At 50.0% G+C, this 23,173-nt stretch carries 17 protein-coding genes; 15 read left to right on the forward strand and 2 right to left on the reverse strand.

Features of this window, described 5'->3' with window-relative positions; all coding sequences use genetic code 11:
* Nucleotide 1: 1 nt before the first annotated feature.
* Nucleotides 2–871 (reverse strand): helix-turn-helix transcriptional regulator, encoded by an 870-nt coding sequence (locus QQK89_RS05345; RefSeq protein WP_284237442.1) that lies wholly within the window; start codon nt 869–871, stop codon nt 2–4.
* Between the two features lie 160 nt (nt 872–1,031).
* Between QQK89_RS05345 and QQK89_RS05350 the strand changes: the two genes are divergently transcribed.
* The 13 genes from QQK89_RS05350 to QQK89_RS05410 all read left to right on the forward strand — a co-directional run bounded on the left by QQK89_RS05350 (nt 1,032) and on the right by QQK89_RS05410 (nt 20,789).
* Nucleotides 1,032–3,005: a beta-galactosidase trimerization domain-containing protein gene (locus QQK89_RS05350; protein WP_284237443.1), complete on the forward strand. Its 1,974-nt coding sequence runs from the start codon at nt 1,032–1,034 to the stop codon at nt 3,003–3,005.
* Between the two features lie 30 nt (nt 3,006–3,035).
* A complete protein-coding gene (locus tag QQK89_RS05355; protein ID WP_284237444.1) occupies nt 3,036–4,163 on the forward strand; it encodes a serine hydrolase domain-containing protein in 1,128 nt (375 codons plus the stop codon).
* A 131-nt stretch (nt 4,164–4,294) separates the two neighbouring features.
* The gene (locus QQK89_RS05360) at nt 4,295–5,335 is read left to right on the forward strand and encodes an NAD(P)-dependent alcohol dehydrogenase (protein WP_284237445.1); all 1,041 of its coding nucleotides are present in this window, start codon (nt 4,295–4,297) and stop codon (nt 5,333–5,335) included.
* A gap of 125 nt (nt 5,336–5,460) precedes the next feature.
* Nucleotides 5,461–5,859 carry a MerR family transcriptional regulator gene (locus QQK89_RS05365; RefSeq protein ID WP_284237446.1) on the forward strand — a complete coding sequence of 133 codons (399 nt, stop codon included), beginning with the start codon at nt 5,461–5,463 and terminating at the stop codon, nt 5,857–5,859.
* 251 nt (nt 5,860–6,110) lie between these two features.
* The gene (locus QQK89_RS05370) at nt 6,111–9,782 is read left to right on the forward strand and encodes a glycoside hydrolase (RefSeq protein ID WP_284237448.1); all 3,672 of its coding nucleotides are present in this window, start codon (nt 6,111–6,113) and stop codon (nt 9,780–9,782) included.
* A gap of 162 nt (nt 9,783–9,944) precedes the next feature.
* Nucleotides 9,945–12,311, forward strand: coding sequence for a helix-turn-helix domain-containing protein (locus QQK89_RS05375; RefSeq protein WP_284237449.1), 2,367 nt, complete (start codon nt 9,945–9,947; stop codon nt 12,309–12,311).
* A gap of 182 nt (nt 12,312–12,493) precedes the next feature.
* A complete protein-coding gene (locus QQK89_RS05380) occupies nt 12,494–14,179 on the forward strand; it encodes an ABC transporter substrate-binding protein (protein WP_284237450.1) in 1,686 nt (561 codons plus the stop codon).
* Nucleotides 14,180–14,200: 21 nt separating this feature from the next.
* Nucleotides 14,201–15,187 (forward strand): ABC transporter permease, encoded by a 987-nt coding sequence (locus QQK89_RS05385; RefSeq protein WP_284237451.1) that lies wholly within the window; start codon nt 14,201–14,203, stop codon nt 15,185–15,187.
* Nucleotides 15,188–15,213: 26 nt separating this feature from the next.
* The gene (locus QQK89_RS05390) at nt 15,214–16,068 is read left to right on the forward strand and encodes an ABC transporter permease (protein ID WP_284237452.1); all 855 of its coding nucleotides are present in this window, start codon (nt 15,214–15,216) and stop codon (nt 16,066–16,068) included.
* A gap of 14 nt (nt 16,069–16,082) precedes the next feature.
* On the forward strand, nt 16,083–17,084 hold the full coding sequence (locus QQK89_RS05395; protein ID WP_284237453.1) for an ABC transporter ATP-binding protein: 1,002 nt from the start codon (nt 16,083–16,085) through the stop codon (nt 17,082–17,084).
* A complete protein-coding gene (locus QQK89_RS05400; RefSeq protein ID WP_284237454.1) occupies nt 17,050–18,003 on the forward strand; it encodes an ABC transporter ATP-binding protein in 954 nt (317 codons plus the stop codon). Before QQK89_RS05395 ends, QQK89_RS05400 begins: the two co-directional genes overlap by 35 nt.
* A 15-nt stretch (nt 18,004–18,018) precedes the next feature.
* Nucleotides 18,019–19,332, forward strand: coding sequence for a sulfatase family protein (locus QQK89_RS05405; protein WP_284237455.1), 1,314 nt, complete (start codon nt 18,019–18,021; stop codon nt 19,330–19,332).
* Entirely contained in the window at nt 19,329–20,789 is a 1,461-nt protein-coding gene (locus QQK89_RS05410) for a sulfatase (protein WP_284237456.1), read from the forward strand. The genes QQK89_RS05405 and QQK89_RS05410 overlap by 4 nt, the downstream gene beginning before the upstream one ends.
* Before the next feature lie 64 nt (nt 20,790–20,853).
* Here QQK89_RS05410 and QQK89_RS05415 read toward each other — a convergent pair whose 3' ends face one another.
* Nucleotides 20,854–21,342 carry a pyridoxamine 5'-phosphate oxidase family protein gene (locus QQK89_RS05415; RefSeq protein ID WP_434481626.1) on the reverse strand — a complete coding sequence of 163 codons (489 nt, stop codon included), beginning with the start codon at nt 21,340–21,342 and terminating at the stop codon, nt 20,854–20,856.
* A gap of 176 nt (nt 21,343–21,518) precedes the next feature.
* Here QQK89_RS05415 and QQK89_RS05420 point away from each other — a divergent pair, with 176 nt between their 5' ends.
* Nucleotides 21,519–22,028: a GNAT family N-acetyltransferase gene (locus QQK89_RS05420; RefSeq protein WP_349816713.1), complete on the forward strand. Its 510-nt coding sequence runs from the start codon at nt 21,519–21,521 to the stop codon at nt 22,026–22,028.
* Between the two features lie 105 nt (nt 22,029–22,133).
* Nucleotides 22,134–23,024: a family 43 glycosylhydrolase gene (locus tag QQK89_RS05425; RefSeq protein WP_284237460.1), complete on the forward strand. Its 891-nt coding sequence runs from the start codon at nt 22,134–22,136 to the stop codon at nt 23,022–23,024.
* Nucleotides 23,025–23,173: the final 149 nt, after the last annotated feature.

A 23,173-nucleotide genomic window follows, 5' to 3' on the forward strand; every position in this document is an offset into this window, starting at 1 on the left:
CTTATACTCTGCCGATGCGGACGGACCGGTATTGCCCCGGCGTAATGCCGGCAAGCTTCCGGAACAGCCGGATGAAATAATTCGCGTTGTCGATGCCGACTTGCTGGCCGATCTCCGCTACGGATAATTCTGTGTTCTCAAGCAGCGATTTGGCCTTTCTGACTTGCAGGTCGTGCAAATATTGAAGCGGACTCATTCCCGTATATTTTCGGAGGCAGCGGGCGAGATAGTCGAAATGGAAATGCAAGGTTTGCTCCATATGTTTCGCATCGAATGGGCGAGTCAGATGCTGCTGCAAGTAAGCGATGCTCTGGTCGCACAGCAGTCTGGACCTGGGAGCATACCCGGTGCGCGCTGCCGTTTGTAGTTCAACAAACAGATTGGCTAACAGGGTCTGGAGCGATAACGAGCTTGCAGGCGATAACGCATGGTGAAGCTCCAGCATTTGCTGCAGGATCGGGAGAATGTCGGGGATGTGAATATTCGTAAACTTCGGAATGTACATCACTTGATGATGAGGAGCAAGATCGTCGTTGGTTCCTTTCGTAAAAGGCATGGACCAGGAGATTTGCCCGCTGTCCATTATGCGGGATGGTGCCGGATGAGCGCAATGAATCCAGTAGATTTCCGTCACTTCTTCGCACGGGCGATGCCCGATATGCATACGGTTTGGCTCCAGCACAAGCATGGAGCCTTCTTTGATTTCATACGGAATATCGTCTTCCGTCATATATAAAGTTCCTTTCGTGACAAACAACATGTCATACACATTAAACGATCTTGCCACATGTTGTTGTCCCGGCATCCACGAGGAATGGCCAATCGTCAATAATTGGGGAAGAGGAGGGATGATTAATTCCAGGCATTGCATGATGAAGACAACTCCTTTGCCTTGTAATCGCTTACCAGATTGTATCATGCCCTAAGCGCGGAAGGTAGAAAATGTGCTATAAAAAGTCGTTAATGAACCTGTCCGGCAATCCGCGGAGCTTATATAGTTAAGGTAAACGAACCGGAAAGGATGACAACTTATGCGATTTCGCCAAGTCCATCTAGACTTTCATACCTCTGAAGCCATTAACCCGATTGGTCAACGGTTTGACAAAAAACAATTCCAGGAGATGCTGCAGCTAGGCCATGTGGATTCCATTACGGTATTCTCCAAATGCCATCACGGCTGGGCCTACCATCCTTCGGAAGCAAACGAAATTCATCCGGGGTTAGGCTTTGACTTGCTTGCCGCGCAGATTGAAGCCGCGCATGAGATTGGCGTCAAGACGCCGGTCTACATATCCGCCGGTCTGGACGAGAAGCTAGCCAGACGCCATCCGGAGTGGCTGATCCGCGACAAGAATGACAGTACCGGCTGGGTGAAAGGATTCATGGAGCCGGGTTACCATCAATTTTGCATGAACTCTCCGTACCTTGATGTTCTTATCAATCAGATTCATGAAATGTTGGCCCGTTATGATGCGGACGGCTTGTTCCTCGATATTGTAGGCGTGCGCAAGTGTTATTGCCACAATTGCGTCGATAGCGCGATGCGGGAAGGCAAAGATCCAAGGCAAGAACAGGAGATGCGGGACCTCTGGGAACGCACGTATGCCAACTATACGGATAGAGTGAAAGAGACCGTGGAATCGGTTAAGCCGGGCCTGCCGATCTTTCATAACGGCGGTCATATTCAGCGGGGCCGGCGAGATTTGGCAATGATGAACACCCATCTGGAGCTGGAGTCGTTGCCGACGGGCGGCTGGGGGTATGACCACTTCCCGCTATCTGCGCGTTACGCGCAAACCCTCGGCGTTGATTTCCTTGGTATGACCGGGAAATTCCATACGTCTTGGGGAGAATTTGGCGGTTATAAGCATCCCAATGCGCTCCGGTATGAGGCGGCACTGAGTATTGCAAATGGAGCAAAATGCTCGATCGGAGATCAATTGCATCCGGACGGCTATATGGACAAAGCGACGTATGCGCTTATTGGAGCAGCGTATAGCGAAGTGGAGAGCAAAGAAGCCTGGTGCGATCATGCGACTAATGTGGCGGATGTGGCTTTACTGTCTCTCGAAGCAACCGGCGTGCATGAGAAGGCGCGGGATGGGAAGTCCAAAGGAGCTTCCGACGCGGGAGCCGTACGGATGTTGCTTGAGGGGAACTACTTGTTTGACGTGATAGATAAAGAACATGACTTTAACGCTTATAAAGTGATGATTCTGCCGGATTATGTGGCAGTTGACGATGAGCTTCGGGGCAAGCTGGAGGGATTCCTGCAACACGGCGGCAAAGTTCTCGCTACGGGCTGGTCCGGGCTTGATCCGGAAGGGAACGAATTTGCCATTGACCTCGGCGTGCGGTATGAAGGCCTTAATCCTTACCAACCGGATTATTTCCGTCCTTCCTTTGCTCCGCAGAGCTTAAGAGAAGCGTCCTTCATCTTTTATTCCCAGGGACAAAAGATCGGGCTTGCAGGGGGAACTGAGCTTGGCAAACGGGAAGATCCGTATTTTAACCGGGATGTATTTACCTTCTGCTCCCATCAACATACGCCAAGCAGCCATAATGACGGCGGGCCGGGCATGGTGGAGAACAACAACGGAATTTATATCGCCTGGAACGTATTCGAGGATTACGCGAAGAAGGGCAGCCTGATTCTGAAAGAAACCGTCCTCCACGCGCTTGATCGTCTGCTGCCGGGCAAGACGCTGGAGACCAGTCTGCCTGCGCAAGGAGTTGTTACTCTCCAAGAGCAGAAGGCGCATAAGCGGCTCGTGAACCATCTCTTGTACGCTTCTCCGGTACGCAGGGGGGATGGCGTTGAAGTCATTGAGGATATTATTCCGCTCCGCAATGTTCAGGTATCCGTTCAGACGGGCAGTCCCGTGAAACAAGTGTACTTGGCGCCGCAATTGACGCCGATTCCGTTCAGCTCCAAAGATGGCGTGTCTTCTTATACGGTGCCTGAGCTGGAATGCCACCAAATGGTTGTTCTTGATTATGAATAGAAGCTTATCTCGCAGATTGGATGTGCTAACATGAAAGCGCTTAGCGACTTTATCGACCGGCTGACTTCCTGGCGGATTCCTTGGGCGGAGGTTATGGTGATACACCGCAACGAGACGGTTTTCCGTTATCGAAGCGGTCTGTCCAATCTAGAAGAGGAGACGCCTATAGAAGAGGGTCGTATCTTCCGGATGTATTCCATGACGAAGATCATGACCTGCGTAGCGGCTCTTCGGCTTGTAGAACAAGGCAAGATGCTGCTGAACGATCCGTTGTCAGCTTATCTTCCCGAATTTGCGCAAATGAACGTCCGCAAACGGCTTCCAGACGGCAGAGTCGTATTTGAAAAGGCAGAAAAGCCAATACTTGTGCGCGATTTATTTACGATGACCGCGGGCTTATCCTATGACATTGGATCTCCCTCCATTCAACAGGCGGTGGAGCAAACCGAAGGCAAACTGCCTTTGCGTGCTTTTGCGGAAGCGTTGGCCAAAGAGCCGCTTGTGTTCGAGCCTGGCACCCGTTGGAATTACAGCTTGTGCCATGATCTGCTTGCGGCGCTAGTTGAAGTTGTCGACGGACGGCGGTTTGGCGCATACATTCAGGAGGAGATTACGGGGCCGCTGGGCATGCGGGATACGGGCTTCGATCTCTCTGCCGAGCAACTAAGCCGTCTTGTTCCCCAATATGAATATAAGGATGAGCTTGGCAAGCCCGTGCGTAAGGACGGGAACGGCTACCGTCTTGGCACCGAATACGAAAGCGGCGGGGCGGGGTTATTATCGACCGTAAGCGACTATGCCTTATTCCTCAATGCGCTTACCAATAAAGGAACAAGTCCAGACGGAGTGCGCATCGTATCGCCGGCAACGATCGATCTGATGCGGACCGACCATTTGACCGAACGTACGCGCGGGGATTTTGGCTGGGAACAATTGAAAGGGTATGGCTATGGACTAGGCGTCAGAACCCATGTCTCCCAAGCAGTTAGCGGATCGCTTAGTCCGCTTGGCGAGTTCGGCTGGAGCGGGGCGGGAGGTTGCATGGCCATCGTTGATCCGGACTCCGGGCTGACTGTCATGTATGCCCAACATCTGCTGAATAATCAGGAGCCTTATAGCCATCCGCGGTTAAGAAATATCGTGTATGCGAATCTGTAAGGTTTATTGGAGGAACTGCTCTCGCGAGGGAGCGGTTCTTTTTTTGCCCAAGAGGTTGACTTGGAGTTCACTCCAGCATGTATACTCCGAATGTGTTCGAATGACTAGATAAAAAGGAGTAGATGAACCTTATGTGTAAATCTCATGTGTTGAGCGTTGCTAGCGCCAAAGCGCCATTCGAGAAAACAACGATTGAACGTAGAGCGCTGCGTCCCGACGATATTCAGATTGATATACAATTCAGCGGAATTTGCCATTCCGATATCCATACCGCTTTTGGCGAATGGGGAGAGACGATTTTCCCGCTCGTGCCCGGTCATGAAATTGCGGGTGTCGTAGAAGCTGTCGGATCAGCGGTTACGAAGTTTGCGGTTGGCGACCGCGTAGGCGTAGGCTGCTTTGTAGATTCTTGCGGGGAATGCGAATATTGTCTTCAAGGCGAAGAACAGTTTTGTACAAAAGGCGTAGTCAGCACCTACAATTCTCTCGACTACGACGGCCAGCCGACGCATGGCGGCTACAGCCAGAAGATCGTAGTGACCGAGCGATTTGTTGTCCGTATTCCGGACAACCTAGGGCTTGATGTAGCAAGTCCGCTATTGTGCGCGGGTATTACAACGTACTCGCCGCTGAAACGTTGGAATGCCGGTCCGGGTAAAAAAGTAGCGATCGTTGGCATGGGCGGCCTTGGCCATCTGGCTGTGCAATATGCCCATGCTTTGGGAGCTGAAGTAACGGTTCTGAGCCAGTCGATGAGCAAACAAGAAGAAGCATTGGCGTTTGGCGCGGATCATTATTATGCGACAAGCAATCCGGACACGTTCAAACAGTTGGCGAGTTCCTTTGACCTGATTCTGAACACCGTGTCCGCCAATCTGAATGTGAATGCTTATCTGTCCTTGCTTCGCGTAGACGGTACGCTCGTTAACGTGGGCGCGCCATCCGAACCAGACAGCTATCACGCATTCTCCTTGATTATGCAGCGCCGCAGTCTGGCGGGTTCGCTTGTGGGCGGCATCCGCGAGACGCAAGAGATGCTCAATTTCTCTGCTGAGCATGGCATCAAGCCGCAAATCGAACGAATCAACGCCGATCAGGTAGATGAAGCGTATCAACGCGTGCTCCGCAGTGACGTTCGTTACCGGTTTGTTATTGATATGTCGACGTTGTAAGGATTGTAAGGAATGGAGCTGGGACTGCCCTGATTGCAGTTCCAGCTTTTTTTCATTGACTTGGAGTTCACTCCAAGCGTTAAATTAGAATTACCCGAAATGATCGCGAAGGAGGTCATCCCCTTATGAGAATGGCTGAAGTGAGCTTGAAGTTTGATCTGACGCAGGATACGCTCCGCTATTACGAACGAATTGGATTAATCCCGCCCGTTAACCGCAACAATAACGGCATCCGGGAATATACGGAAGACAACCTCAGATGGGTAGAGTTTATTAAATGCATGAGGAATGCCGGTCTGCCAATCGAAGCCTTAATCGAATACGTCAACCTGTTCCAGCAAGGCGACCATACGACGCAGGCGAGAAAAGAGCTGCTGATCGAGCAGCGGGAACAGCTTCGTCTGCGGATCGAGGAAATGACCAATACACTGGCCCGATTAGATTCTAAGATTGAGAATTACGGGCAGGGAATAAATCGCAAAGAGAAGGAATTATCACGATTAACCGAAACGGAAATCGGATGAGAAGCAGCCATCGGCTGCTTTTTCTGTTTGTTAATTCAACAAAATATGCCATGGCGAGACAAAAAAACCGGCATGAATCCGGATTTTTTAGGCGCGAGGTAGGATGTGGCGGGCAGTGGCAGGAAGTACAATCGAGAGCGTGGAGCCCCTCATCAGATGACGAGCTCCACCTTTTTGGAACAAGAAGAAACCGGTTTCATGAAACCGTTTTCTTAAAAGTCCAGTCTAATCCAACCTAAGGGGGAAGACGATTGAAACCGTTCAAGCTTAAGAAAAAAACCGCAGCCGCGATGTTAGGTACCGTCATCAGCCTGACCTCGCTAACCGGTCCGACTTATGCGGCGGAAGCCGTCCAAACACCGGTCGCGTACGATGCCGTTGTTCAATTGGATGCTTCAACTACATTCCAGCAAATCGATAATTTCGGCGCCTCTGACGCATGGAGCATGGAACAGCTCGGCAAGAACTGGACAGAGGAGAATAAGTCGCGCGTTGCGGATCTGCTCTTCTCAAGAGACAAGGGAATTGGATTGACCGCATGGCGGTTTAATATTGGAGCCGGCTCAACGGAAACGGATAAAACGATTATTACCGATCCGTGGCGGCGAGTCGAGACGTTCAAAGCTACGGAAGATGGCCCCTATGATTGGAGCAAGCAGGCCGGACAGCAGTGGTTCCTTAAGGCGGCCAAGGACCGGGGCGTGCAAGATCTCATCGGTTTCGTTAACAGCCCGCCGGTATGGATGACCAAAAACGGCCATGCCCAGCCGGATGCAAGCGTGGGCTCTACGAACCTGAAAGAAGGGTACGAGGATGAGCTTGCAACTTTCCTGACGGACGTGATCGAACATTTCAAGAAGCAAGGCATTAATCTGAACTATATCAGCCCGATCAACGAACCAACCTGGGATTGGAATAAAGCAGGACAAGAAGGTAACCGTTATAACAACGACGATATTAAAAAGGTTATTCTTGCCTTGTACAACGAGCTGAAGGCGAAAGGACTAAGCACGCAAATCAGCGCTCCGGACGGCGTAGAGATTACGGCGCTGCTGGACAATGAAGTGTTCAAAACCTTCTCCGGGCAGGACCAATATATGGGCGGCTCCAACAGCCTTGGCGTTGGCAAATACCGCGAATATATTAAGGACCTGCTTGGCGATCCGGAGCTTCAGGAAGCGGTGGGCCACCATATCGCTTCTCACTCCTACTGGTCGGATTACAGCAAGGCCGGGGATGACCGTTATGGCACCTTGCGGGATTTGCTCTTCTCCAACCTGAACAAATACGATCGCGAAGCGGTGTATTGGATGAGCGAATATTGCATCCTTGGCGATTACGGTCCGGGCCGCGACCTTGGCATGGATCCTGCGCTCTACATTGCGAAGACGATCCATTTCGACCTGTCGAGAGCAAACGCATCCGCTTGGCAGTGGTGGACGGCAGTATCCGCGGGCGACTATAAGGACGGCCTGATTTACACCGACTACCATAACCCGGGGGACGAGCAAAATATCCTCACCTCCAAAATGTTCTGGACGCTTGGCAACTATAGCAAATTCATCCGACCGGGCGCGGAACGCATCGCGCTCTCGGGTCTGGATGACAATGCCCGCAACGGAGCATTGCTTGGTTCCGCCTACAAGCATGACGGCGAGCATACCGTAACCGCCGTATTCGTGAATGACAGCGAGACGGAACAACATATCAAGGTTGAATTAAAAGGGAACGACAGCCATGATGCGGTTAATGTTCTGAAGCCATATGTCACTTCCGCAGACAAGGATCTGGAAAGAGGCGCGGATATCGCGGCTTCGGCTGACGGTTCGTTTGACGCGGTTATTCCAGCCCGTTCCGTCGTGACTTTAAATGGCGATGTTGTAAAAGAAAACAAAAAACCGGATGCTCCTCAAATCGTGAAGGTCGAATCGCTCAACAAAGGTCTTAAAGTCGACTTCAAGGCTCCGAAAGGCGCCTACAATTACGAGGTAGAATACGGCTATAAAAACAGCAAAAAGGTACTGAAGCTGTCGAACCTGTCCACCGATTCGGTCATTCTGCAAGGATTGAAAAATGACGAGAAATACGAAGTGACCATTCGAGGAGGCAATAACAACGGCTTTGGCCCAACATCCAAAAAAGCGTACGGCACGCCAAAGCTGCTGGCGCCAACCGGCGTCAAAGCAACGGGTACGGATGGCGGCATCGTTCTGACCTATAATACTCAGATCGGCGTATCTGCTTATCGCGTCCGTTATGGCACCAAACCAGGCAAATACGATAATCAATCCTTAACCCAGACCGTTGATGGGAAAATTCAAGTTAGCGGGCTAACGAACGGAACGGCCTATTACGGAGTTATTGAAGCCGTAGACGGCAACAACTCGAGCAAACCTACGGCTGAGTTTACGGCAAAACCGGATATTGCCGCACCGGGCAAGCTGGTTGCCATTCCGGGTAATGGCGAGGCATGGCTTGCCTTTGGCTCCGTTGAAGGAGCTGCAGGCTACACGGTTCAAACCTCGCTGAACAATAATGTCCAGCAGATCAGCGGCAATAAGACCGTATTAACCGGACTGACAAACGGGAAAGCGGTAACCGTGCGCGTATCCACAATCGGCAAAGGCGGCAAAGGAACGGGCTTTAGCGAAACCGTGGTGACTCCCGAGAACGGGGAAATCCGGTTGAAGGATGATTTTGCGAGCGGTAGTCTGGCCGGCTATACGCAGGACGTTAGCAAGTGGGTGATGGAAGACGGCTTGCTGAAGCATGTTTCCGGCGGCAATAACCGAGGTGAGCTTGGCGTTAATAATCTTCAAGTCATCGACGGCACGATCACAGCTGTTGCTAAGCATGCATTAGGCGAAGCAGACTGGGGCGTTACATTCCGCGGCAACAGTTACTCTAAAGGATATATGTTCGGTTATGAGAACGGCATTTTGGTTCTGCGCCGCGATGGTACAAATGTAGCCGAACCGGTGCCTTTCACCGCAAAATTAGGCGAGTATTACAAAATGGATGTCCGGCTGGACGGTCAACATATTCAAGCCTATCTGGATGGCAAGCTGATCTTTGACGTCAAAGATCAGGCGTACACAAGAGGACGCGTTGGCCTGCATAGCTGGGCGGATGCGCAATTCGCGTATTTGCAGGTTGCCCGTAATCCGGAGAACCTGACGGCTGCTCCCGAAATCTATCAGATCAAAGAAGGCGACGGGCAAGTTGTGCTCCATTTCAGAGAAGTTGACGGTGCTGACAGCTACGTCATCCGTTATGCTCCAAGCAATGGCGGAGCCGCAGCCGAGGTTGCCGCAACGCCGGGCTCGTCGGTCGTAACAGGCCTTCAGAACGATACGGCCTATTCGTTTAAGGTTGCAGCGATTCGCGGCGGTGCAGAATTCGAGTCGCCTTCGGTAGAAGCAACGCCAAACTCGAATAATAAAGTCGTCTATTATGCCGATGCCGGGGACGGAACGCCCGGTACGCTAGAGGCAGGCGAAGTGCTTGGCCTGTTCCAGTCGCAGGAAGAGCAGGAATACGGCCTTGATCCCATTACGGGCATGAAATGGGGCTACGAAGCGGATAACGGACAAACATGGGCGCAAACTTCTCCGGTGGATGCTTACGAAACGATCCGCCAATACGACGGCAACGAGAACGGCAAAGGGCTTGCTTACCGCTTCCAGCTGCCGGACGGAACGTACAAAGTAACGGTTGGTTTCTATGACCCGTGGAAAGCAAGCGACCGCAACATGAATCTGACGATTAACGGCGAGACGAAGCTTAGCAATTATGTGATTGGCTCAAATCGCGAAGCGAAAGTGTTCGAGAACATCTCCGCCGCGAACGGCGAGATTGTGGTCAAAGCCGTGAAAGCAGGCAATTCCAAGCCGATGATCGCTTGGATTAAGATCGAGATGTAACAGCGCAACGGGTAGATAGACCGGTACTCCGAAAGGGGTACCGGTCTTATTGTGTTTTGTCCGCAACGAAAAAAATCCTATCCGCGGAAAGGGGATTTAATGGGCGGGATGGAAAGAAGTGTGGGACGATGTCTAACTTGAGTGGGATTTAGGAGGAGCGGAATGATTAGTCTTATAAGGCTCGCGTTTTCTAATTTTAAATTTCGGAGCTTATTTTTCCGGATTTTGTTTCTGCTGGTTTTACTCGTGGTTGTCACTGTATTTGCGGTAGGGATGCTCGCAAACCGCTATAGCCAGAATGTTGTGAAGGCCGAGGTTAAGCAATCAAGCTTTCAGATGCTGGAACAGACAAGGCGGTTAATGGACACCATTCTGAATGATGTCGATCAAATTACAATCCGATTAGCGCAAAACCAAGCTTTTTCGGAGGCGATGGAAGCAGGCAGCAACGGCCCCTCCGAAGCAGATGTGGACGAGATCAAAAGCTATTTGCTCGATTCATACGTAACTTCACCTTATATCGAATCGATCTATGCGTATTATGCGGCTAGCGATCAAGTGCAATCCGCGCTGATTGGACCGGTGAAGTCCGGGGAGACGGACGATACGGACTGGCTGTCCTATTATCGTAAGATGAGCCGTACGGAAGGGAAATGGCTCGTCCGCAATTATCCGGACGAGAATAAAAATTTATCGCAGACGCAGGTTACTTTGATTCGAACAACGCCTTGGGCCAGCTCTCCCGTAAAAGGTGCCATCGTGGTCAATATGAATCAGCAAGCGTTGTTTCAAATTCCGTCATTTCGGCTGATGAGGCAAGGGGAAGAAATTTGGATGGTGAGTCCGGATTCCTCGTTGGCCTTCAACAGCAATACCGGGGGACAGGTGCCTAGCGATGAGTTTGCGGTTATTCAGAACAAACTTGGCAGCGACATATCTGCCTTTACAACCGATTTCCGCGGCAGCGAGTTTTCGTTTACGGCCGTCTCATCTCCTTACACGGGTTGGAAATACGTCGACCTTATACCCAATAGCTCTTTATACAAAAGCAGCAATGAAATTCAGCGATTTATGCTGATTCTTATGGCAATCAGCATCGTGATTGCCGTGCTGGCTGCTTTTTATTTAACCCTTAGAATCTATAGTCCAATTCACTCTTTAGTGCAAATGGTGAATAACAAGAAGGATTGGAAGTCTGCCGTTCCGCTTCGGGAGCGGAGCGAGATGGCGATGTTATTCAGCGCGTTTATATCAATGAAGGAACAAGGGGCGGAAATGGAGAGCCAGCTCAAGGAGAATTGGCCGGTATTGCAGCAGAGTTTCCTGCTGCAGTTAATCCATGAGCGGACAAAACTGCATGAGGAGCGATTTGCCAAATTTGAGTATTACCAGTTGCCGGTCTCGCGCAACGGATTTTTTGTTATGGTCATCCGCATCGATAACTATCACGGCTATATCAACAAATACGAGAGCTTTGATCAAAGTCTGATCCGTTATTTTATCGCGAAGCTTGCCGGAGAGCTAAGCAGCCCCCTTTGCAGAAGCTACTCCCTGCATACGGAGAGCAGAGACGTGATCCTGATTTGCAATCCGGATAAAAGCATGGACCTGGAAGCTTTTTACGAGGAAGCTCGGGCATTGGCCGATCGGATTCTGGCAGCTGTTCGCGAATATTTGCAATTAACCGTCAGTATTGGAATCGGCGAACTTAAGCTCGAGGCCGGCGACATCAGCGCATCCTATCATGAAGCAATCGAAGCTTTGGAAAGCCGTGCATTTAAGGGTTACGGCAGCATAGCGCCAAGCTGGATCTCGTTAGATAAGAAGCCCGTTGACCATCTGCTGATCCGCAGGCTGTCGGAATTAAAACGCGAAATTGTCTTAATGATCCGAGAAGAACCTTCCGAGAAATTTGAAGATGAACTTCGGAGGTTGAGGGAGGTAGCTGAAGGGGCAGAGGGATTGCCGTTTCCTCTTATCCAGCATGCCTATTTTCAGTTGATCATTGAAGTCTTTCACCGATCCGTCGATCTTGGATTGCCTCTTCAAAGCGATAATGAGCTTGCTCTGCTTCAGGAGAAGCTGCTGCGGTTGGAGACCGTAGACGATGTTGTGCTTGCTGCCCAGCAATATATCCGCGAAACGAACCGGCGTTTTTGCGCCGAGAAGAGAAACGGGCCGGAGTCTGTCGCGAAGCAAATATTGGAATACATTCAGAATAACTTCGATAAGGAAATTTCATTAGGCGGCATAGCCGATCAATTGCATCTTGATCCTTCCTATGTCAGTCGTTTATTCAAGCAGGAGATCAGCGTGACCTTTATGGACTATGTCATCTCGCTGAGATTGGAGAAGACGAAGGAGCTGCTCAAGACCAGCGAGATGACGGTCAAGGACATTGGAGCTTCGGTCGGATATGCCAATCAGCGAAGCTTTAACCGGATATTCAAAAAGGTCGAAGGGATGACACCCGGCGAGTATAGGGATATCCATGCTCCCAAGAAGCTGAATCAAGACGAAATATACTGATTTTACGCGGAATGTGAACGATATCAGAAAAGGTCCATCCCCTAATTGGGTGCACCGGGAGCCCTAGGATACATAGTTCGGAAATGGTCTATATACGGAATTCCGGTCTTGTCTTTATGATCGGAGTTGTAGATCCGCAAGGCTACAACACCATCATTATTCATTTTAGGAGGAAGATACAAATGAAGTGGGGTTCCAGAAAAACGTCCGTCATGTTGTTTAGCGCGTTGGTTGTACTTGTTGGCGTACTGAACGGTTGCAGCAATTCTTCGTCTTCATCACAATCCGGTACGAATGGTCAGACGGATACGGCAAGTTCCTCTAAACCTGCTAGTAAAGGCGATACCGTTGTCTACCATCTCGGAGAAACGGTAAATCCGGAGCAAGTGACTAACTTTAACCCGTTTCTTGCCACAGGCAACTGGTCGCCTTTCTTCGATTATGTATTTGATCCTTTATATTATTTCAATCCCGTAAAAGGCGAGCTGGTTCCCCGATTGGCGGATAGCGAAGGAAGCTGGTCCGAGGATAACAAAACGTATACCGTCAAGCTGAATATGGAAGCCAAATGGCAGGATGGCACGCCTTTGACGATTGACGATGTGCTTTATTCTTTTAACACTTTGAAAGACTACAAAGTACTGGACCGCTATCAGTTGTGGGGAGAAGGAAGGCTGCAGGAAGTAACCGCGCAAGGCAGCGACACGGTCGTGTTCAAATTGAGCAATACGTTCCCTTCCTTGCCTTTCTATTTAACAACCGTCTATATCGTACCTAAACATCAGTTCGAAAAAGAAGATCCATCCCAGTTCTTGAACAAACAGCCGATCGGCACGGGACCTTTCAAATTTAAAAGCATTAATGAAAGCGCTATAGTCCTGGATAAGAACGCGGATTATTTCCTCGGCGCGCCAAACATCGACCAATTGTTCGTAGACCGGTTCAACAACTCGTCAACGCTTACGCTCGCGCTGGAAAAAGGCGACGTGCAAGGCTCGACCGGAACGGTCGCCATGCCTAGCGTTCCGAAATTGCTTGAGAACCCGGTAAATAAATTGCAGGTGTACCCGGGCTTAAATACGTTCTCCGTTATTATGAACAACGAGAAGCCGGGGCTTAAGGATTCTGCCGTGCGGCGGGCGATTCAACTCGCAATCGACCGCAAGTCGCTTATTGAAAAAGGCGAATCCAACGGCGTATTCCCCGCTAATCCGGGATTCTTGTCCTCCGTATTCAGCGACATGGCAGATACGGGGCTAATTGATAATGCGGCATTCGCCTATAACGTGAACGAAGCTACAAAGCTGCTGGAATCGGACGGCTATAAGAAAAATTCAAAGGGCATTTACGAGAAGGACGGAAAGAAGCTTTCGTTCACTTATCATATGGCAGCGAACGCACCAGCCCAGAACAAAGAAGGCGCGATGATTACGGAATGGCTGAAAAACATCGGCGTTGAAACAACCGTTAAGCTGGTGACTTGGCCGGAGCTCACGAAGCTCTTGATGTCTGGTGATTATGAATTGCTGCAGAATGGTCTTCAAACACCGCCTGATCCGCAAGCGCAACTGGAGATATTCCATAGCAAAATGACTGCGCCAACCGGCGAGAATACGCCAGGTCTGAACTACATGCGTTTCCGGGATCCGGAAGTCGATCAATGGCTGGATCAAGCTTCTTCCGCGGACGCTGCCACGCGCAAAGAGTTGTACCAGAAAGTGCAGGCCCGAATTTCCGAACAGGCGCCTGTAGCCGTTATGTATAACGTTGGCGGACATATCCCTTACCGTACAGATCAATTCACGAATTATAACGAGGATTTGCCGGTAACTTCCGCTCTCTCGCTGATGCAAGTCAAGAAAAAGTAATCCGGAGAGGAGGCCTATTCCATGCGTTACAATTCGGTATATCTGGTGAAGCGAATCGGTATTGCCCTCGTTACGCTATACGTTGCGGTAACTTTGAATTTTCTGCTGCCGAGACTTATGAAAGGCGACCCGGCGAGCGCTCTTGCTTCGGAAAAGGCGCTTGGATCCCAGGAAGTCGCAAACGCGCTTAAAGCGCAATTCGGGCTGGATAACCCCAGCCTTTGGTACCAATATGCGAAATATATCAAGCAGCTGCTTCATGGCAATCTTGGCGTATCGTACGCCAACTTTCCGTCGCCTGTAGCGGATGTCATGCTGAAGGCGTTGCCCTGGACTTTAGGAACGGTTCTAACCGCAACCCTGCTCAGCTATCTAATCGGGTGGCTGATCGGCATTCGCGGGGCATGGAAACCAGGGTCGCTATTTGATAATTCAACCTTGTTTTCTTCCTTTTTTCTCAGTTCGGTCCCATTCTTCTGGATTGCGATTATTTTCATCATGATCTTTTCTTTCTATTTGGGATGGTTCCCGTTAGGGCAGGCCGTTGATCCCGCCTATGATAGCTTTGCGTGGTTCGATAAGGCGAAGTCCGTCTTGTATCATGCCTTCTTGCCTGTGTTTACTTTAATTATTGCAACGCTTGCCGGACATATCCTGGTGTTACGCAACAACCTGATGCGCGTCTTGTCGGAGGATTATATGTTGCTAGCGAAGGCCAAAGGGCTTCGCGCAAGCCGAAGAAAGTACATGTATGGCGCGAGGAATGCGTTGCTGCCTTCCTTCACCGGTTTAATGACATCGCTCGGGCATGTGATTGGCGGGGCCATCACGACGGAGATTGTATTTTCTTATCCAGGCGTGGGGATGGTTACCTTCAATGCGATACTGAATCATGATTTTCCGTTAATTCAAGGCTCATTTTTGTGTATTGCCATTTCGGTTATCGTCTGCAATCTGATCGCCGATCTTGTTTATCCGTTAATTGATCCCCGCGTGGCGCTTAATTAACTGGCATAGGAGGCTGACATGAATCTATGAAAAAAATGTTGAAAGCATGCTGGAATGCTTTTCCCGGCGTCAAAGGGAAACTGGGACTTGTCATCTTATTATTTTTTACGGTAATTGCGTTATTCGGTACCTGGGTAGCCCCTTATCCGAAAAATTTCATCGGCTTCGATTCCTGGCTCCCCCCGTCGGTCAGCCATTGGCTCGGGACGGACAGTTACGGGCAGGATGTCTTAAGCCAAATGATTTACGGAACGCGAACCTCGTTCTGGGTAGGCATCCTCGCCGGCTTAATTACGACCGTGATCGGCGTAACGGTAGGGATTGTTGCCGGATTTAAAGGCGGTTGGATCGAGGAATCGCTGATGCGGATCGTGGATCTGTTCCTGATTATCCCAACGCTTGCGCTGATGATTATTCTCGCTTCGTTTCTCCCGTCTATGGGAACCATGAGCACGATTCTGATCATTGGTTCGCTTAGCTGGCTATATATGGGGCGAAGCATCAGAAGTCAGACGATGAGCGAGAGACAAAGCGGCTATGTGGAGGCTGCCCGCATGGTAGGGATGAAAGATTGGGAGATCATGTTCAAGGAAATTCTCCCTAATATCACGCCGGTTATTCTAGCGAATCTCGTGCTTGTTACGACGCAAGCCGTTCTTGCGGAAGCGGGACTTAGCTTCCTTGGGCTAGGCGATCCGACCAATGTCAGCTGGGGAACGATACTGGCGCTCGCCAACGCAAATAATGCGGTATTATTCCATGCTTGGTGGTGGATTCTTCCGCCGGGACTCGCCATTGCGTTCTTCTGTTTCGGATTTATCTTGATCGGTAACGGCATATTGGAGAAATACCGGGCGAATCGCGGCAACGCAGCCTTGTAGAAGGAGGGATTAGATTGTCTGATTTACTCCAGGTCCGTCATTTAAGTATCGAATACGCCTCACCGCGCGGTATAGTCAAAGCGGTTGACGACGTTACATTCTCCATTGGCAAAGGAGAAATCTTTGGTCTGGCCGGCGAATCCGGCTGCGGCAAATCAACGACGGCATTTGGCATATCCAGGCTGCTGAGACATCCGGCTCAAATCTCGGGCGGGAGCGTGGTCTTGGACGGGCAAGAACTAACAACACTCAGCAATGATGAGTTTGATAAGCTGCGCTGGTCGAAAATTTCCATTGTGCTTCAAAGCGCAATGAACAATTTGAATCCCGTACTTAAAATTAGCAATCAGTTAATAGATGCGATCTTGGCTCATGATCCATCCATGGGTAAAGAAGCCCGTCAAAGGGCGGAGCAATTGATGAAGCTTGTAGATTTGCCGGTTGACCGGCTCGACAGCTATCCGCATGAATTATCCGGCGGTATGCGCCAAAGGGTTGTTATTGCTATGGCACTGGCCTTGCGGCCAAGTCTTGTTATCATGGATGAACCAACTACAGCCCTTGACGTGGTTGTGCAAAATGGCATCATCCGCAAGATTGTGGAGCTTCAGAAAGAGTTTGGTTTCTCGATCTTGTTTATCACGCATGATCTGCCTCTCATGCTGGAAATGTGCGGTCGGATTGGTATTATGTACGCGGGCAAGTTGGTTGAGGTGGCTTCCAGAGAGCAGATTCTGCAAAAGCCCCGGCATCCCTATACACAGGGGTTGCTAAACTCTTTCCCGTCATTATCCGGTCCGAAGCAAAGACTGTCCGGCATTCCGGGACATACGCCGGACTTAATCCGCCCTCCGGCGGGTTGCCGGTTTTGTCCGCGCTGCTCGCAAGCGATTCAAGAGTGCCAGACCTTGCCGCCTCCATTAGTAGAGGATGCAGGAGGCCAGATCGCTTGCCATCTTTATTCCGAGGAGGGAATAGCCCGTGAGCAAGCCTCTGCTGCATGTGAACGATCTTGAGAAGGTATTTAGCTCGCGAACGATGTTTCGCAAGAAACAGGTCCGAGCGGTTCGCGATGTCAGCTTTACGCTGGAAGCCGGAAAGGTGTTGGCGATCGTCGGGGAATCCGGGAGCGGCAAGAGTACGATTGCCCGTATGCTGACCAATCTAATTCCTGCTACGTCAGGGGATATTGCGTATAACGGACAATCTTTGCGCGACAACCGGCAGCTGCGCAAGAAACTGCCAACCTTTGTTCAAATGATCTTTCAGGACCCCTTTGCCGCCTTAAACCCGCATCATACGATCGGGTATATTATTGGCCGGCCTTTGCAAGTACATCGAATGGTGCAAGGCAATACCCGTAGCCGCGTTCTTGCATTGCTTAGGAAGGTAGGGCTTACGCCGGAAGAGGACTTTATTGATAAATATCCCTATCAGCTATCGGGGGGACAGAAGCAACGGGTTATTATTGCGAAAGTGTTGGGGCTTGAACCAAAAGTGATCATAGCCGACGAACCGACATCGATGCTCGACGTTTCCATCGGGATCGACATTATGAATCTGTTGCTGGATTTGAAAGAGAAAGAGAATCTGGCGTTGTTGATGATTACCCATAATCTGGGCAGTGCCAGGTACATGGCTGACCATATTGCCGTCATGTATGCGGGGCAAGTGATGGAGTACGGGCCAGCGGAGGAGCTTATCCAGAATCCGCAACATCCGTATACCAAGCTTCTGCTGTATTCTTCTCCCGACCCGTGGAGAGAACAGGCGGATCACTTTGACCTATCGGATGCGCAAGGGCAAGCCGTGTCGGAATCTTGCTGCAGCTTCCAGCCGCGATGCCCATTCGCGACCGACATTTGCAAGACCAAACCGGCCGCCGCCGTTCAAACGGATAGCGGACATCAAGTTCGCTGTCATCTCTATGCCTGATAGGAGGAAGAATCGATGAAACGACCTAATATGATTATTTTTTATTGCGATGATTTGGGGTACGGAGATTTGGGATGTTATGGCTCCGATGCCATGAAGACGCCGCATCTCGACCAATTGGCTAGCGAAGGTATCCGATTCACGAATTGGTATTCCAATTCGCCCGTTTGTTCGCCGTCCAGAGCTTCTCTATTAACGGGCAAATATCCGGCGAAAGCAGGAGTTACTTCTATTCTTGGCGGCAAGAGAGGAACAAAGGGGCTTTCTCAAGAACAAACTACGCTGGCATCCGTTTTGAAAGAGCAAGGTTATCAAACGGCCCTGTTCGGCAAATGGCATTTGGGCGCATCGGCTGAATATGGACCTAATGCTCACGGTTTTGACCAATTCTATGGATTCCGAGCAGGCTGCATTGATTACTACTCCCATATTTTTTACTGGGGGCAAGGCGGGGGCATAAATCCTGTTCATGACTTGTGGCGGAACGAAACGGAAGTATGGGAAAACGGCGAATATATGACGGAGGCTATTACGAGAGAAGCCACAACTTTTATCGATGCCGCGTCCGAAGATGAACCCTATTTCATGTACGTTGCTTATAATGCGCCGCATTATCCGATGCACGCGCCCAAAGCTTACCTGGACCGGTTCCCCGATCTGCCGCCTGACCGGAGAATTATGGCTGCGATGATAGCGGCTGTTGACGACGGCGTAGGCGAAGTGGTGGAAGCGTTGAAACGGAAAGGCATGTATGAAGATACCGTCATTTTCTTCTCCAGCGATAACGGTCCGTCCACGGAATCCCGCAATTGGCTGGATGGCACGGAGGATTTGTATTATGGAGGCAGTGCCGGACGATTCCGCGGTCATAAAGGAAGCCTGTTTGAAGGCGGCATCCGTGAACCTGCCATTCTTAGCTATCCGGCTGGGCTTGCTGATCAACAAGGGCAAATATCGGATGAAGTGTTTGCGATGATGGACATTTTCCCGACGATGCTTGAGTTGTCCGGAATGGATTCTAAGGGCTGTGACTTGGACGGAAAAAGCATTTGCGAAGCGCTTCGGGACGCCATGCCGTCTCCGCATAAGCAGCTGTTCTGGGAGTACGAAGGCCAATTGGCGGTGCGCGAAGGGAAATGGAAGCTAGTGCTGAACGGCAAGCTGGACTTTGGACGCATGGCAGCCGATTCTGTACACTTATCCGATTTGGAACAGGACATCAGCGAGCAAATCAACCTCGCCGGGCAATATCCGGAAATTGTTCAAAGGCTGGAGAGGGATGTCAGGCAGTGGTACGAGTCTCTTCAGGAGGAGGCGCAATTGCTGTGAAAGCCGTCATCGTCATGTTTGATTCTTTGAACAGGCATATGCTGCCGCCGTATGGAGCGGATTGGACACATGCTCCAAACTTCAGCAGGCTGGCCGAGCAAAGCGTAACTTATGATAATCATTGGGTAGGAAGCATGCCTTGCATGCCTGCACGGCGCGATTTATTGACGGGCAGATACAATTTCTTGCATCGAAGCTGGGGACCGCTGGAGCCTTTTGATGATTCTCTGCCTGCTCTTCTGCGTGCCAACAAGGTATATTTGCATTTGGTCAGCGACCACTATCATTATTGGGAACCGGGAGGAGCAACCTACCATAGCCAATATACAACTTGGGATTTCGTTCGCGGGCAGGAAGGCGATCCTTGGAAAGGAGAAGTCGAGGATCCGATTATTCCCGAGCATGTGGGGGACTTCAGCGGATACCGGAGCCACTTGTTCCGTCAGGATTGGATTAACCGCAACTATATGACGGAGGAACATCAACATCCGATGTCCGAGACGTTCTCCAGAGGTATCGAGTTCATCAAGAAGAATCGGAAGGAGGACAGATGGCTACTGCAAATCGAAGCTTTTGATCCGCATGAGCCGTTTTTTACTCCGCAAACCTACAAAGACCTGTATCCGCATGATTATACCGGCAAACATTTTGATTGGCCCGGTTACCAACCTGTTAAGGAAACGAGGGAGGAGATTGAGCACTGCAAATTCGAGTATGCGGCATTGCTCAGCATGTGCGACGCTTACCTTGGCAAGGTGATGGATGTTATGGACGAATGCGATCTATGGAAGGACACAATGTTGATCGTGACGACCGATCACGGGTTCCTGCTGGGCGAGCATGATTGGTGGGCCAAGAACATTATGCCTTTCTATAACGAGATTGCCAGAACGCCGCTATTCGTATGGGATCCCCGCGATAAGAGGAAAAATGAAAGATGCGGCGACTTAACGCAGTTCATCGATTTGGCGCCAACGTTATTGGAGTATTTCGGAGCTGCGGTACCGGGAGATATGGTTGGAGTATCATTGCAATCCACTGCGGAGAAAGATCAGCGGGAAGCCATTTTGTTTGGCATTCATGGCGGACATGTTAATTGCACGGATGGCAGGTATGTTTATATGCGTGCGCCGGTACGCCCGGATAACGCCCCGCTCTATAATTACACGCTAATGCCGACCCATATGGCTTCGCTGTTCAGCGTGGAAGAATTGCGCAATTTGGAGCTGGCTGAGCCATTCACGTTTACGAAAGGGATTCGAACGCTTAAGATTCCTGCAACTTCTTACATTCCGGCACATCATTTTGGCACTTTGCTGTTTGACCTGGAGAATGATCCGGAGCAGAAGCAACCGCTTCATGATGCCGATATCGAAAAGCGCATGATCGGGTTATTAATACAGACCATGGCTCTTCACGACGCTCCGCCGGAGCAATATGAGAGATTGGGTCTTTAATTAAAAACAGAGCTTGTTGAGATATTCTCAAGCAAGCTCTGTTTGTTGCAGCTTTATTTCGGAATCAATTCATCTCCACAATCCGGTTCAGCTCCGTGCCTTCCGTGTTTTTGCCCATCAAACGATTGAATAAGAACTTCGCCATCTTGAACATATTGCCGGAGTCCCAATATTCGGCGGTCTCGGCATTTACCTTGATCAGAACGAGATTAGGATCGTCGTAGGTCGTTTCCATTATTTCTTCGTAGGCTTTGTTCCAAAACTCTTTAATTTTCTCCGTGCTTTCCACTAGTTCTGCTTCGCCGCGAATGGAAACATAGGATTTGCCTGCATAAGCTACGTTAACCTGCTTGTTCCGGAACAATTCATGGAATTTTTCCGTGTCTTTTTTGGTAAGGAACCACAAAGTCCCGTCGAATTCGACGTCTTGCGTTTTCATCGGGCGTGACACGAGACCCTCCTCGGAGACCGTCGTCAACATGGCAATTTCGATGTCTTTAATTAATTCCCTAACTTTCTCGATGGCTTCCTGATCGGATACGTTTGAATGCATTCTCATCACCCCGTTAAAATTTATGGATCAATATAGTATTACACAAGGTGAGCCGAGCCAAACCACTAGATCGGTTATATTGATGCTTACGGAAAATATGAAATGACAGAATTGTGCTTCATAATTACATTGGAGGGATTCGAATGAACACGGTTTTAGGTACGTAACGTCTTACTCTGAGATTGTTGGAGCCGGGTGATGCGGAAGCGATTCAAAGTCTGGCAAATGATAAGGAACTAGCTGATACGACGCTTGGCATTCCTCATCCTTATCCGGAAGGAGCGGCATTTCATTTTGTCCAAGCACGGCGCGATGCTGCGCTTCGTGGAGATGGGTATTCGTTTGCAGTCAAGCGTAAGGAGGATGGAGCGTTTCTAGGCATAGTCGGGCTGCATGTGAACAAAACGCATCATATGGGGGAACTCGCTTATTGGATTGGCAAACCTTATTGGAGAAACGGGTATTGCTCGGAAGCTGCAGAACGGGTTCTCCAATTCGCGTTTGATGAGTTAATGCTGAACCGAGTCTATGCTGCGGCCATGACCCGAAATCCGGCTTCGTATAAGGTAATGGAGAAGATCGGCATGAAATTCGAAGGTATTCTCCGCAGCCATATTCGAAAAGGAGAGTGCTACGAGGATTTGAGGCATTATGGTCTTCTAAGGACGGATGCTCGTGGCTATTAATCTTCCAGTTTAGCCCTTTTGGCCTCTATGTTCCAAATTTTACTGTGCTATGATGAAGCATGGATTACTTACCTATCAGGCTAGAGCGAAAGGGGAACCATAAGAATGTTATTTGCAGACCACACAGGAGGCATTCCTTACGCGAAGGATCCTGCCGTTGTTAAGTTTAAAGGTACTTATTATTTGTACTATTCTCGCAGACCGCAGGAAGACGGGCGCTGGGGAATTGGGGTTGCAACCAGCACGGATCTGGACAATTGGGACAAAATCGGAGAAGTGCCGATGGAGCAACCTTGCGAGGCAAACGGGATTTGTGCGCCGGGCGCTATTGTATTGGACAATAAAATTCATTTGTTCTACCAGACGTATGGCAACGGACCAAAGGACGCGATTTGCCACGCGGTGTCCGAGGACGGCCTTCATTTTGCGAAAAACGAAACCAACCCTGTGTTTGCTCCAACAGGCGAATGGAATAACGGCCGTGCAATCGATGCGGACGTGATTGTGCATGGCGATCAATTGCTCCTCTATTTTGCAACAAGAGATCCGGAAGGAATTATTCAGATGCAAGGAGTAGCTTCCGCGCCACTGCAATCGGGTTATAACCGGTCGGATTGGACGCAAGCTTGCTCGGAATCGATCCTAAAGCCCGAGCTTGGCTGGGAAGAAGAATGTATCGAAGCAGCGGCCGTATGCCGGCGTGACGGGAAGCTCTATATGTTCTATGGTGGAGCCTATAATAACCGTCCGCAGCAGATTGGCTGTGCGGTAAGCGAAGACGGCATCCGGTGGGAAAGAGTATTCCAGGAGCCGTTCCTCCCAAGCGGAAGTCCGGGCAGCTGGAATGCCAGCGAATCCGGACATCCCTTTGTGTTCACGGATGAAGACGGCAGAACGTATCTGTTCTACCAAGGGAACAATGATCACGGGCAAACGTGGTATTTATCCAAAGCCGAGATTGGCTGGGAAGCAGGCAAGCCTTATCTGATCGCATAGCGACTAATTAGCCCTTGGAAGGAGTCAGAAACTTTGACTTTTTCTAAGGGTGTTTTTATTGTCTTTGTCATTAGATTTTATAAGGATAATCCTTTATCATGAAGCTATACCGATTTCATTTCCATTAAGAAACTTTTTATATACAGAGA

This window comes from Paenibacillus glycanilyticus, from assembly GCF_030161375.1.
Classification (GTDB): domain Bacteria; phylum Bacillota; class Bacilli; order Paenibacillales; family Paenibacillaceae; genus Pristimantibacillus; species Pristimantibacillus glycanilyticus_B.

Bases quoted from the DNA above. Each gene is read 5' to 3' on its own strand.
- QQK89_RS05345 (WP_284237442.1), bottom strand. From the start codon at position 871: ATGCAATGCCTGGAATTAATCATCCCTCCTCTTCCCCAATTATTGACG.
- QQK89_RS05350 (WP_284237443.1), top strand. From the start codon at position 1,032: ATGCGATTTCGCCAAGTCCATCTAGACTTTCATACCTCTGAAGCCATT.
- QQK89_RS05355 (WP_284237444.1), top strand. From the start codon at position 3,036: ATGAAAGCGCTTAGCGACTTTATCGACCGGCTGACTTCCTGGCGGATT.
- QQK89_RS05360 (WP_284237445.1), top strand. From the start codon at position 4,295: ATGTGTAAATCTCATGTGTTGAGCGTTGCTAGCGCCAAAGCGCCATTC.
- QQK89_RS05365 (WP_284237446.1), top strand. From the start codon at position 5,461: ATGAGAATGGCTGAAGTGAGCTTGAAGTTTGATCTGACGCAGGATACG.
- QQK89_RS05375 (WP_284237449.1), top strand. From the start codon at position 9,945: ATGATTAGTCTTATAAGGCTCGCGTTTTCTAATTTTAAATTTCGGAGC.
- QQK89_RS05380 (WP_284237450.1), top strand. From the start codon at position 12,494: ATGAAGTGGGGTTCCAGAAAAACGTCCGTCATGTTGTTTAGCGCGTTG.
- QQK89_RS05385 (WP_284237451.1), top strand. From the start codon at position 14,201: ATGCGTTACAATTCGGTATATCTGGTGAAGCGAATCGGTATTGCCCTC.
- QQK89_RS05390 (WP_284237452.1), top strand. From the start codon at position 15,214: ATGAAAAAAATGTTGAAAGCATGCTGGAATGCTTTTCCCGGCGTCAAA.
- QQK89_RS05405 (WP_284237455.1), top strand. From the start codon at position 18,019: ATGAAACGACCTAATATGATTATTTTTTATTGCGATGATTTGGGGTAC.
- QQK89_RS05415 (WP_434481626.1), bottom strand. From the start codon at position 21,342: ATGCATTCAAACGTATCCGATCAGGAAGCCATCGAGAAAGTTAGGGAA.
- QQK89_RS05425 (WP_284237460.1), top strand. From the start codon at position 22,134: ATGTTATTTGCAGACCACACAGGAGGCATTCCTTACGCGAAGGATCCT.